The sequence below is a fragment of the Fundidesulfovibrio terrae genome (assembly GCF_022808915.1).
GTDB classification, from domain to species: domain Bacteria; phylum Desulfobacterota; class Desulfovibrionia; order Desulfovibrionales; family Desulfovibrionaceae; genus Fundidesulfovibrio; species Fundidesulfovibrio terrae.
Genome location: NZ_JAKZFS010000006.1, coordinates 106,729 through 118,378 on the forward strand (window position 1 = coordinate 106,729; position 11,650 = coordinate 118,378).

Sequence of the window (11,650 nt, forward strand, 5' to 3'; positions counted from 1 at the left end):
CAAGCAAGTTCCTTGCCAGCGCTGAGTCTTTCCCCTAAATCCCTGGGGCATGGCACATCCGGACATTCTCTCCCTGGTGGGGTCGACGCCCCTGGTGGCGATCACGCGCTTGAACCCGAATCCGGGCGTAGCGCTCTACGCCAAGCTGGAAGCCAAGAACGTCGGCGGTTCCATCAAGGACAGGGTCGCCCTGGCCATGATCGACGCGGCCGTGGAATCCGGCGAGCTCACCCCGGACAAGACCGTCATCGAGGCGACGTCGGGCAACACCGGCATAGGCTTGGCCATGGTCTGCGCCGTCAAGGGCTACAAACTGACGCTCATCATGCCCGCCTCGGCCTCCGAGGAGCGCAAGCGCATCATGCGCGCCTACGGTGCCGAACTTCTGCTTACGCCGGGCCACATGGGCACGGACGGGGCCATCGAGGAGGCCTACCGCCTGGCCCGCGAGCACCCAAGCCGCTACGTGCTCATGGATCAGTTCAACAATCCCGCGAGCATAGCCGCCCACTATAAGGGCACCGGCCAGGAAATCTGGGACCAGACCGAGGGCCGCGTGACCCACGTGGTGGCCACGCTCGGCACATCGGGTACGGCCATGGGCATCGCCAAGAGGCTCAAGGAATTGAATCCCGCCGTCAAAGTCGTGGCGGTGGAGCCCAGGCCCGGGCACCGCATCCAGGGCCTCAAGAACATGCAGGAGTCCTACCCGCCGGGCATCTACGACAAGCGCGAGCTGGGCGAGGTGGTACGCGTCGAGGACGAGGACGCCTTCGACATGGCCCGCACTCTGGCCCGCCAGGAGGGCATCCTGGCCGGGATGAGCGGCGGCGCGGCCATGGCCGCGGCGGTGCGGCTGGCCTCGGAGATCGAATCCGGCGTGATCGTGACCATCCTGCCTGACGGCGGGGAGCGCTACCTCTCCACGGAGCTCTTCGCCACGCCCGAGGCCAAGGGCGTGCGCCTGCGCTGTCTCTCCACCGGCAAGCCGGTCCACTTGAGGCCCGGCCCGGCCGGATTCTACACCTTCGGGCCGAGCCTGGACGCCACGGGCGACGCCGAATCCTGGCGGCGCATCGTACTCCTGGACGTGCTGGCCCGGCACATCCGCTCGCGCGGCGGCGAGGCCTCCGTGTCGGCCGGACTGGCCGACCTGGACGACCGCGCCCTGGCCGGAGCCCGCGCCGCCAAATCGAGCCGCGAAATTTTCGCCGAAAAGGCCCTGCAGGATCTCTCCGCCCTGGCCGGAAGGCTCGGGGCCACGGTGTCCTTCCCGGCGGCCTCCTCGGGCCTTGAGCGCATCCTGGAGATGACCCGGGCGCTCATGCGCAAGGGCCTGTGCTACGAGAAGCTGCGCTCGGTCTATTTCGACATCGCCCGCGACAAGGGCTACGGCGTCCTCTCCCACGCCAACCTGGGCAAGCTGGCTCTGGGCAAGACCGTGGACCTGGCCGCCTATCTCAAGGACCATCCCCAGGACTTCACCCTGCTCAAGCGCGTGAGCCTGCAGGACCTCAAGCTCGGCCAGGTGGTGCAGACCGAATGGGGAGCCGTGCGCCCCAGCTGGTTCATGCAGATGGCCGTGTGCGCCCTGTCCGGGCTGCCCGCGCTCTCGGCGGTGCTGGGCGGGGAGGGGCACGTCTTCCCGCACCTGGAGAACCTGCGCTCCATCTGGAGCCTGGCCGCCGGGACCCGCCCCGAGGCGTGGCTGGTCAGCGGCTCCGTGCGAGGCGTGGACGCCGAGCCGGACATCACGGACGTGGCCCGGGCCGTGGGAGGCTTCCGGGCCGCTCGCCTGTGGCTCCTGTCCGTGCACTACCGCAGGCCCCTGGACGCCTCGGACAAGACACTGGCCATGTGGGCGGCCAACTGGCGCAAGATGCGCGAGGCTGCGGCCAACCTCTCTCACGGGGCGTCAGGAGCGGAACAGGCTTCGCCCGAGGCCCTCGCCGCCGTGGAGGAACTGCGCCGCGAGCTGGACTCCACCCTGGAGGACGACCTGAGCCTGCACCACTTCTGGCCCAAGCTTTTCGCCTTCTGCCGCCGGGCCAACACCAGCGCCGTGGGCAAGCGCGCCGTCCCGGCGGACGCCGGGGCGTATCTGGAAGGGCTCAAGGCCGTGGACACGGTGCTGGGAGTCCTGGACGAGTCGCTTCTGCCCTTGGCCCGGGCCAACTGGCCCGTGGAGGCGGAGAGGCTAGCCGGGAAGCGCGAGAAAGCCCGCGCCGCCAAGGATTTCAACCAGGCCGACACGTTGCGCGCAGAGATCGAGGCGTTGGGGCTGAGGCTTGAGGACACACCGGCCGGGACACGGCTGTACGCGGCGGAAAGATAAGAGCCGGGCTCCGCCGGACCCGTCAGGGCGCTGCCCTGCACCCGGCAAAGGGCTTCGCCCTCTGGACACCGTTTCACTTCGCGGGATTCGCGCGCTGGTGAGTGCCTGTTGCGCGGCCGTGCCCGGTTCATTCCCTGGGCGTGAACCGGGAAATGTCGTAAATCCCCAGTTCCTTTTCAAGGCCCGCGATATCCGCCAGGGTGCTCTCGAAACCGCCGGCGCCCAGGGTCTCGTGTTCCATATCCTCGAAGCGGTCGCCCATCTTGTCGAATTCCTTTTCGGACATCGACGCGTGGTAGGCCGGGAAGAGAATAGTGTCCTCCCAGGCCAGGTGCGGGTAATACATGCGTTCGAAGGACGCGATCAGCTGGGCTGCTTCCGTGCGCCCGTCCGCGCCGAGGTCCGTTTTAACCAACGCCAGGATGCGGTCGGTCACCTTGCGTCCCATGTCGTGCTGAACCTTGAGCACCCGGACCAACTCCCCCAGGTCCGGCGACTTTTCGAAGCGGGGAAAGACGAACCGCTCCTCGATTTTCTCGTGATAGCCCTCCACGAACCGGCGGATGATCCCGGCCGCCTGTTCCAGGGCCTTCACGCGTAAATCCCCCCCTGCCTTGAGCCGGTTTGCCGATTCCCGGTAGATGAGCAGGAGCCTGACAAGCGCTCCGTGTTCGCGCATCAAGTCCTCGGTGGCCGAAACCTCCTCGTTTTTCTTCCCGGGCTTTTTCGCGGCCCGGGCATTCGCGGCAACCCCCAGGGGGAGGAGCCCCGCCCCGGCGCAAAGCCCCAGGCGCAACGCGCTTCTTCTGTCGATCCATCTGTTTTCCATGATGTTTCCTCCCGTGCGGAAATATGGGGCTTAGACCATACCATGAGGGTGGAAGAAGGGCAGCACGAAAAAGGCCCGGACATGCCGGGCCTTTCGTTCTTCTCTTCGCTTTCTCGCCGCGTCTACCAGACTGTGCGCATCTTCACGCCGCCGTCGCTCAGGTACTTCTTGAGGTCTGCAATGGTGTACTCGCCGTAGTGCACGATGGAGGCGATGAGCGCCGCGCTGGCCTTGCCTTCGGTGAGGGCGTCCAGCATGTGCCTGGGCGATCCCGCGCCGCCCGAGGCGATCACCGGGATGGTCACGGCCTCGCTGATCATGCGGGTCAGCGTCAGCTCGTAGCCGGCCTTGGTGCCGTCGGCGTCGATGGAGTTCACGCAGAGTTCGCCTGCTCCCAGAGCCTCGGCGGTCTTGGCCCATTCGATGGCGTCCAGGCCCATCTTCTTGCGCCCGCCGTGGATGACGATCTCGTAGCCCGAGGGAATCTGCTCGCTCACGCCCACCTTGAGCACGTCCATGCCCACCACCACGCACTGCGCGCCGAACGCGGCCGCGCCTTGGCTAATGATGTCCGGGTTCTTGACTGCGGCGGAGTTCACCGAGACTTTCTCGGCCCCGGCCAGGAGCACCGCGCGCATGTCGTCCACGGTGGAGATGCCCCCGCCCACGGAGAAGGGGATGAATATCTGGGAAGCGACCTTCTCCACCACCTTGAGCATGATGCCCCGGCCCTCGGAGGAGGCGGTGATGTCGTAGAAGACGATCTCGTCCGCACCTTGCTCGTAGTAGGCCTTGGCAGTCTCGACGGGGTCGCCGATGTCCACGTTTTCGAGGAATTTCACGCCTTTGGTCAGGCGGCCGTCGCGGACGTCCAGGCAGGGGATGACGCGCTTACTGAGCATTGGAGGCCTCCCCGCAGTATTTGGCGAAGTTGGCGAGCAGCGTAAGTCCCGGGCGGCCGGACTTCTCCGGGTGGAACTGCACGGCCCAGAGGCCGGGCCTTCCGTGCACGGAGCAGAACTCCATGCCGTAGAAGGTGGTGCCCAGCACGAACTCGGCCTTGGGCACGGGATAGTAGCTGTGCACGAAATAGAATTCGGAGTCGGCGTCCACGCCCTCGAAGAGCTCGCAGGGCTTGGCCAGCTTGATCTTGTTCCAGCCCATGTGCGGCACGCGGATGGGCTCGCCGTCCTCTTCGGTCAGCGCCCGGTTGAACATGGCGCATGCGCCGGGGACGATGCCCAGGGCCTGGGTGTCGTTCTCCTCGGAGTAGTCCAGCAGGATCTGGCAGCCCACGCAGATGCCCAAGAGCGGCTTTCCGGAATCGACGATCTTGCGCAGCACGTTGTCCAGGCCGGTGCTGGTGAGTTCGTCCATGGCCTGGCCGGCTGCGCCCACGCCGGGGAAGATCACGCCGGAAGCCTTGAGCAGGACGCCGGGGTCGGCGGTGATCTGGCAGGGGATGCCGAGGTTGTCCAGGGCGCGGCGGACGGACGTCTGGTTGCCGGCCTTATAGTCGAGAATGGCGAGCATGGTTTTCCTCCCGTGCCGGGGTGCTAGTAGAAATTCACGGCTGAGGCAAGAGGACGGGCGTCTTGAGTTTTGCGGTGAGCGGGCCTAGTGTCGCGCGGTTTTGCGGGAGGGGAGAGTGCAGAAGGGGGATGAAGAGGCCTCCGGCGGCCAAAGGGACGGGGTCCCTTTGGAATCCCCTACAGCTTCGCGCCGGTTGATGGGCGTGCGGCAGGGAAAATGAGAAAATCTGGAAAATTTGAGGTTTGGTCATGAAGAAATGGATTCTGGCGGCGATGATCGTCGCCTGCACGGCGGGGCAGGCCCCGGCCCAGTCTGGCAGCTACATGGAATGCACGGCCTGCCAGCTCGTTCTCGGGCTGGTGGACGCTTCCGCCGGGGACGGGCAGAACATCGCGGTGGACGCGAGCAAGCAGTGCGCCCTTCTGCCCCCCGGGGACAGGGCGGCCTGCGAAAAGTTCTACGCCGAGATGGGCCCCAAGTTCATCAAGGCTCTCAAGGCCCGCCGGGCCAAGGGCGAAAGCCTGGAGAGCATCTGCCGGGCCATGGCCTACTGCCAATAGAGGCGGGGTGATCCGCCGCAGGGAGACCGGGAGGCGCGCGTGAAATATCGCGCCGCCATGGCAGGTCCGGATACGGCGCCCGCTAGGGGCGAACGAACGCATAAACGACCGGGGAGGGCCTCTTCCCGGTCGTTTCGCTTTTGGTGGGCCGCGACAGTCAGCGTTTGCCCTGCTTGTGGTGGAATATCTTGGCCTGGGTCTTCTCGGGGTGCTTGTCCAGGTGGTGGTAGCGGTTCACCGCGCCGCGCGCCAGGGTGGCCATGATCCGGGGCAGGTCGGAGCCCTCCCAGGTATCCTTGAAGGACGGGGCTTGGAGCAGGGACGGGACCAGGGCGTACCCGTCCGGCTCGCCGGGCGACAGGGACACGTCCTCGTAGCGTACGGATCCGGGCTGTCCCAGCGCGTCCGAGAGAAGCATGGAGGCTGCCTCCGCGAATATCTTGCGCACGTCCTCCGTGGATTCGGCCTTGTCGATGCGGTCGCGCAGCCCGGGGGCCGCCGCCTGCTCCAGCCTGGTGAAGGAAATCTGCCGTGTCATCAATGCCTCCTTCCGCCGTGGACTTGCACCGGCGGGATTTTCACCATGCTCCTTTCTAGCAGAAAACGGCCGGGGGTCAAACTGTTGTGGAAGAGCCCGGGCGGGATTGCCGGTGGAAATTTTCGCACGGACCGTGCTATGCGTCAGTCCTATTCCGGCGACAAGGAGCGGACATGAAAATACTCATGGTGATCACATCCAACGGCGAGTTGGGGGATACGGGCCGCAGGACCGGGGTCTGGCTGGAGGAGCTGGCCGCGCCCTACTACGTGTTCAGGGACGCCGGGGCGAGCGTGACTCTGGCCTCGCCCAAGGGCGGGCGGCCTCCCGTGGACCCGGGCAGCGAGACCCTCGAGACGCTCACGGATGCGTGCAGGCGGTTCCAACTGGACGCGTTGGCCCTGGCGGCCTTGTCCGGCACAGTGAGGCTCGCGGACGTGTCCGCGGCTGACTTCGACGCGGTGTTCTATCCCGGCGGGCACGGCCCCCTGTGGGACTTGGCCGAGGACGACGATTCCATCTCGATCATCGAGACCATGTTCGCGGCTGGCAAGCCAGTTGGAGCTGTGTGCCACGGCCCGGCCGTGCTGCGCCACGCCAGGAAATACGACGGCACGCCCCTGGTGTTGGGGATTTCCGTGACGGGCTTCACCAACGCCGAGGAAAAGGCCGTGGGGCTGGACGGCGTGGTGCCGTTCTCCCTGGAGGACGAGCTGCGGGCCAAGGGAGGCCGCTTCGAGAACGCCGGGCTTTTCCAGCCGCACGCCGTTGCGGACAGGAACCTGGTCACGGGGCAGAATCCGGCCTCGTCCGAGGCGGCTGCCCGCAAGCTGCTGGCGCTCCTCGGAAAGCCTTCCTGAGCGGATGCCTTAAGGCGGGGGCTGCGTCCGCACGGACGGCCGGACTCCCGGAAGAACGCGTCAGAAACGGCGATGGCTTGCGGGCACCTGCGGGCGAAGCCCGCCGAAAACGATGATCCCCACAAACAGGAAAGCCCCGGCCGCGCGTGAGCGCGGCCGGGGCTTTTTCATCGTCGTGACGAGGTCCTAGCGCTTCTTGCCCGGCGTGAACCGCTTGGGGTCGATGGAGTGCTTCTTCACCTTGTAGTTGATGATGCGGTAGCTCTCGCGCAGGTCCTTGGCGGCCTGGAACATGTTGCCCTTGGCCTTTTTCAGGGCCTCGATGAGCAGTTCCTTCTCGAACTGGTCCACGGCCTCGCCGAAGGACAGGGTGGCCTCGGTGTTGGAGCTCTCGGCGGTCTGGAGGGTGGGGGGCAGGTGGTAGGCCCGGATGACCCCGTCCTCGGACTGCTCGAAGGCCCGCTCCATGCAGGAGTAAAGCTCGCGCACGTTGTCGGGCCAGTGGTACTGACTGATGAGGTCGATGGCCGGAGTGGAGATGCGCTTGAACTCCCGGCCTTCCAGCTTGGCGAACTCCTCCAGGAAGTATTCGGCCAGGGGCAGCACGTCGCCCGCGCGGTCGCGCAGGGGCGGCACGTAGATGGGGATCACCGAGAGGGCGTAGTAGAGGTCCTCCAGGAAGTCGCCGCTGCTGACCAGGTCTTCCAGGTTGGCCCGGCTGGAGGCGATGATCCGCACGTCCAGGGCCATGGGCTGGTCCGAGCCGTAGCGGTGTGCGGTGCCGTCCTGCAGGAAGCGCAGAAGCTCCTGCTGGGCCTCCATGGTCATTTCCTCAACGTCTTCCACGTAGAGGGTGCCGCCCTGGGCCAGCTCCAGCGCGCCGCGCTTGGACTGGGTGGACTTGGAGGCGTCGCCCTTCTGGATGCCGAACAGGGCGCGGTAGATGCCCTCCGGCGCCTCGGCCGAACAGACCAGGCGCTGGAAGGCGCGCTTGCGCCGGGAGCTCTGGGCGTGCAGGGTCTTGGCCAGGAATTCCTTGCCCGTGCCTTCCTCGCCGCGCAAAAGCACCGCCGAGTCGTTCTGGGCGGCCTGGTCGATCTGCCGGAGCACCAGGCGCATGCTCTTGGAGACCGCCACCACCTTGTGCTTGACGTGGGCCTCGGCCCCGGGTTCGTGCTCGGCGCGGGACTTGGACTTGGGTTTGACCAGTTCGTCGCGCAGGCGCTCTGCCGCGATGGCGAAGACGCCCCCAGCGGCCATCATGAAGTCCCGCTGGTGCTCAAGGAATATGGGCGGGGCCTTGGGCACGTCGGCGCACAGCGCCCCCATGGCGATCTGCTGGCCCGTGTAGCGCTGTCCGGCCACCAGCACGGGCACGCAGATGAAGGCCAGGTTTTCCAGCTCCTGGGCCGGGCGGCCGTAGAAGTCCGGATGGTCGGCCATGTTGTCGATGATGACGCTTTGCCGCGTGCCCAGGGTCTGGCCCGTGGCGATGGGACCCGGCCCCTGGGGCGCGTTGAAGAAGGTCTCCCGGCCGCGCGACAGCGACAGGCGCAGGTTCTTCAGCGGCACGTCCAGAAGTTCCAGGTAGACCCGGTGATAGCCCATGACCTCCACCATGCGGGCCAGCATGGCGTCCAGGCAGTCACGCGCGGAACGCGAGGGCACCGACTCGTCCAACAGGGCGCGCAGGGCCGTGAGGAACTTCTGGGAAAGGCTCTCGCCGGATGAGAAGACGTTCATTCTAATCTCCCCCAGGTCAGCCGCGGACGGCCTCGGCCCCCAGGGCCAGGGCCTTGAGGTTGATCTCGGCCAGGGCGGGCTTCAGGTATTTGCGCACCGAACGTTCCAGGGCCTCCATGCCAAACGGCAGGGCGTGAGCAGCGCAGGCCGCTCCGAGAAGCACCGTGTTGGCGCTCTGGGCCGATCCGGCCTTTTCGGCCAGGGTGCGGCAGGGCAGGAACCACGCCTGGGAGGCCACGGCCTGGGCCTTGGCCCGTACCGACTCCAGCGAGGGATAGTCCGCCTTGCCCGTGGCCACCGACAGGGGAGGCAGGGCCTCGGAATTGCTCAAGAGCTTGCCGCCGGGCTTCACGTAGCACAGGGCCCGCAGGGTCTCCAGGAGTTCGAATCCCAGGAGCACGTCGGCCTCGCCGTGGGTGATCTTGGGGCTCAGGTAGCCGATGAGCACCGTGGATTCCACCACGCCCCCGCGCTGGGCCATGCCGTGGATCTCGCCCGAGGTGACGGGCAGGCCCTCGTCCAGGGCGGTGAGCGAGACGAGCTTGGTGGCGGTCAGGGTGCCCTGTCCGCCCACTCCGGTGAAGAATATACGCGTGCGCTGCATCTATGCGCCCCTTTTCTTGGCCTTGAAGGACTTGTCCAACTGCAGGCAGAACATGCACCCGGAGCACATCTCCTCGTCCACGCGGACCGCGCCCCCATCCTTGAGGAAGGCCGGGCAGGCCAGGGAGCTCAACACGTCCAGGCATCCGGCGGTGGTCTCGGCCACCGTGGCCACCTGGGACTTGGGCTTGCCGCTGGTCCTGCGTTCGTGGATGACGCACGGGTCGCGGAAGATGATGACCCGGGGGCCGGAAAGTGCCTTCATCTCTTCCAAGGCCTTCTTGGCGGCCTTGTGGTTGAGCGGGGAGAGAGTCTTGACGTGCTGGACGCCGCAGGCCCTGACGAGGGGCTCGATCTCCACCGGGCGCTCGTTGGGGCCGATGGCCGTGTGGTCCACGCCCGGGTGGGGCTGGTGGCCGGTCATGGCCGTGGTGCGGTTGTCCAGGATGACCACCAGGATGTCGTGGTTGTTGTAGACGGCGTTGATGAGCCCGGTGACTCCGGAATGAAAGAAGGTTGAGTCGCCGATGAAGCCGATGGTAGGCCGGCCGGAAGCGGTGGCGAAGCCCGAGCCCGTGGAGATGCTCGAACCCATGCACACGAGGAAGTCGGCCGCGGAAAGGGGCGGCAGAAGCCCCAGGGTGTAGCAGCCGATGTCGGAGGAGTAGAACGCCCCGTCGCCGAACACCTCGCGCACGGTGAAGTAGGAGGCCCGGTGCGAGCACCCCGCGCACAGGTTGGGCGGGCGCATGGCCAGCCCCTGCTGCGGGGCGCAGTGGTCCACGGTCCGGGCCTGGCGGCCCATGGCCGAACGCAGGGCCTGGCGAGCCAGGTCCGTGGAGTATTCGCCCCACAGCGGCAGGGTATCGCCCTTGCCCAGCACCGTAAGTTCCACACCGTGGCGCTGCAGGAGCGCCCGGATGTGGTTTTCAACCAGGGGATCGAGCTCCTCGAGCACCAGAAGCGTTTTCAAACCCTTGACGAACTCAAGGATCAGCTCGTCGGGCATGGGGTAGCTGAATCCGAGATCCAGCACCTTGACCTGTCCCTCCATGCCTTCCTCGTGCAGGGCGTCCGCAAGGTAGCAGCGGCTGATGCCCGAGGCCACCACGCCCATGTCGCCCGCGCCCGAGACCTTGTTCCAGGGGGAGCGCTCGGCCTCGTGGCCGATGGCCTCCAGGCGGTCCAGCAACTGGCGGTGATGCACCCGAGAATGGGCCGGGATGGGCACGAACTGCGAAAGCTTGCGCTCGAAGGGCTTGTAGGGTTTCTCCTTGGGGAGGCTGCCCATCTTCACCGGACCGCGCACGTGGTTGACCCGGGTGGTGGTGCGCAGAAGCACGGGCTGGCCGGTGCGGGTGGCCAGGTGCAGCGCGTCGCGGGTCATGTCCTTGCATTCCTGGGCCGTGGCGGGCTCGAAGCAGGGCAGCCCGGCCAGGCGGGCGTAATGGCGGTTGTCCTGCTCGTTCTGGCTGGAATGGCAGCCGGGATCGTCGGCGGACAGAAGCACCAGCCCGCCCGGAGCGGTGATGTAGGAGAGCGTGAGCAGCGGATCGGCCGCCACGTTCACGCCCACGTGCTTCATGGTCACCAGGGTGGGCACGCCGGCCAGGGCCGCGCCCGCGCCTACTTCCAGGGCCACCTTCTCGTTGGTTGAGTACTCGAAGTAGTAGTCTCCCTCGCGGCTCAAGCGGAAGAAGGTGTCGGGCACTTCCGAGGAGGGAGTGCCCGGATAGCAGCTCACGAACCCGACGCCGCCTTCGAGGGCTCCGCGCACGATGGCTTCGTTGCCGAGCAGCAGGAGCTTTTCGCCTGCGGTGTCGGCCAACAGGGGGCTTGGCATGGATGCTGATCCTTTATGGAACGGTTATTTCATTTTGGCTTTGATTTCGGCGATCTTGGCTTCGTAGAAAGCCTTGTTGGCGCCCGCGCCGGCATCCTTCATGCGCTCGTAGGCGGCCAGGGCCTCGTTCCAGGCCTGGGCTTCCTCGGCCACTCCGGCGAGCTGGCGGGCCACCACGGGCTGGAAGCCCTTGGGAGCCTTGGGCAGGAAATCGGAGAGGATCTTCACGGCCTGGGCCTTGTCGCCGCCAAGAGCCACGGCGGAGGCCCGGCCTATGACGGCCAGTTCGCGGATGCCGTCGGGGGCGGTCAGGGACAGCTGGTTCCAGGCGTCGGCGGCCTTGTCGAAGACGTTCTGTTCCTGGGCGGTGCGGGCGAGCTCCAGGAGGGCCGCTCCCTTGGTGGAGGAGGGCGCGCTCTTCAGATAGGCTTCCAGGGCGGCCAGGCGCTCGGGGCCGGTCTTGGTGGCGATGATGGCCCCAAGGTCGTTCTCGGCCTTGATCTTGGCCTGCTGCGCGCTGGAGGTGTACCAGGCGTAGGCGGCCACGGCCACCAGGGCCGCGATCACTGCGGCAGCGGCGGTGCGCCAGTATTGGGACATGAAACGTGCCAGGGGGCTCATCTGCTCGGGACGCTCGAAGGTGATGTCTGCCATGGGGTGCCGCTTATTTGGGTTTGGGTGGTTGCAGATTGCAAAATACCCGCCGCGTTGGCGGCGGGCGGGGCCGAAAGGCGCTTCATCTATACCCAAAGGCCCGTGCCTGTCAAAAGGCACTCGTTGACGCGGGCGCTTGCCCGAGGCTATCT

Annotated in this window: 11 protein-coding genes; 3 read left to right on the top strand and 8 right to left on the bottom strand. The window is 66.5% G+C overall.

The genetic code is table 11. The annotated features are described in order from the left end of the window. Window positions 1–49: 49 nt before the first annotated feature. The gene (locus ML540_RS16735) at window positions 50–2,335 is read left to right on the top strand and encodes a cysteine synthase (RefSeq protein ID WP_243364066.1); all 2,286 of its coding nucleotides are present in this window, start codon (window positions 50–52) and stop codon (window positions 2,333–2,335) included. Between the two features lie 127 nt (window positions 2,336–2,462). On the opposite strand, the gene ML540_RS16740 is transcribed toward ML540_RS16735, so the two are convergent. The 3 genes from ML540_RS16740 to hisH form a co-directional block, all read right to left on the bottom strand. After that, window positions 2,463–3,164 (bottom strand): hemerythrin domain-containing protein, encoded by a 702-nt coding sequence (locus ML540_RS16740; RefSeq protein ID WP_243364070.1) that lies wholly within the window; start codon window positions 3,162–3,164, stop codon window positions 2,463–2,465. Window positions 3,165–3,286: 122 nt separating this feature from the next. Next, a complete protein-coding gene (gene hisF / locus ML540_RS16745; protein WP_243364072.1) occupies window positions 3,287–4,066 on the bottom strand; it encodes an imidazole glycerol phosphate synthase subunit HisF in 780 nt (259 codons plus the stop codon). Continuing rightward, window positions 4,056–4,697, bottom strand: coding sequence for an imidazole glycerol phosphate synthase subunit HisH (gene hisH, locus ML540_RS16750; protein WP_243364075.1), 642 nt, complete (start codon window positions 4,695–4,697; stop codon window positions 4,056–4,058). Before hisH ends, hisF begins: the two co-directional genes overlap by 11 nt. A gap of 248 nt (window positions 4,698–4,945) precedes the next feature. Between hisH and ML540_RS16755 the strand changes: the two genes are divergently transcribed. Next, window positions 4,946–5,257, top strand: a complete 312-nt coding sequence (locus ML540_RS16755) for a saposin domain-containing protein (RefSeq protein ID WP_243364085.1) — start codon at window positions 4,946–4,948, stop codon at window positions 5,255–5,257. A gap of 157 nt (window positions 5,258–5,414) precedes the next feature. On the opposite strand, the gene ML540_RS16760 is transcribed toward ML540_RS16755, so the two are convergent. Continuing rightward, entirely contained in the window at window positions 5,415–5,795 is a 381-nt protein-coding gene (locus ML540_RS16760; RefSeq protein WP_243364088.1) for a vWA domain-containing protein, read from the bottom strand. Window positions 5,796–5,968: 173 nt separating this feature from the next. On the opposite strand from ML540_RS16760, the gene ML540_RS16765 reads away from it, so the two are divergent. After that, a complete protein-coding gene (locus tag ML540_RS16765) occupies window positions 5,969–6,655 on the top strand; it encodes a type 1 glutamine amidotransferase domain-containing protein (protein WP_243364090.1) in 687 nt (228 codons plus the stop codon). A gap of 186 nt (window positions 6,656–6,841) precedes the next feature. Here ML540_RS16765 and ML540_RS16770 read toward each other — a convergent pair whose 3' ends face one another. Genes ML540_RS16770 through ML540_RS16785 form a run of 4 tightly spaced genes read right to left on the bottom strand, consistent with a single transcriptional unit; the run spans window position 6,842 to window position 11,498 of the window. Further along, on the bottom strand, window positions 6,842–8,398 hold the full coding sequence (locus tag ML540_RS16770; RefSeq protein WP_243364105.1) for a sigma 54-interacting transcriptional regulator: 1,557 nt from the start codon (window positions 8,396–8,398) through the stop codon (window positions 6,842–6,844). Between the two features lie 16 nt (window positions 8,399–8,414). Then, window positions 8,415–9,002 carry an indolepyruvate oxidoreductase subunit beta gene (locus tag ML540_RS16775; RefSeq protein WP_243364108.1) on the bottom strand — a complete coding sequence of 196 codons (588 nt, stop codon included), beginning with the start codon at window positions 9,000–9,002 and terminating at the stop codon, window positions 8,415–8,417. Beyond that, window positions 9,003–10,844: an indolepyruvate ferredoxin oxidoreductase subunit alpha gene (gene iorA / locus ML540_RS16780; protein ID WP_243364110.1), complete on the bottom strand. Its 1,842-nt coding sequence runs from the start codon at window positions 10,842–10,844 to the stop codon at window positions 9,003–9,005. A gap of 24 nt (window positions 10,845–10,868) precedes the next feature. After that, window positions 10,869–11,498 carry a tetratricopeptide repeat protein gene (locus ML540_RS16785; RefSeq protein WP_243364113.1) on the bottom strand — a complete coding sequence of 210 codons (630 nt, stop codon included), beginning with the start codon at window positions 11,496–11,498 and terminating at the stop codon, window positions 10,869–10,871. Window positions 11,499–11,650: the final 152 nt, after the last annotated feature.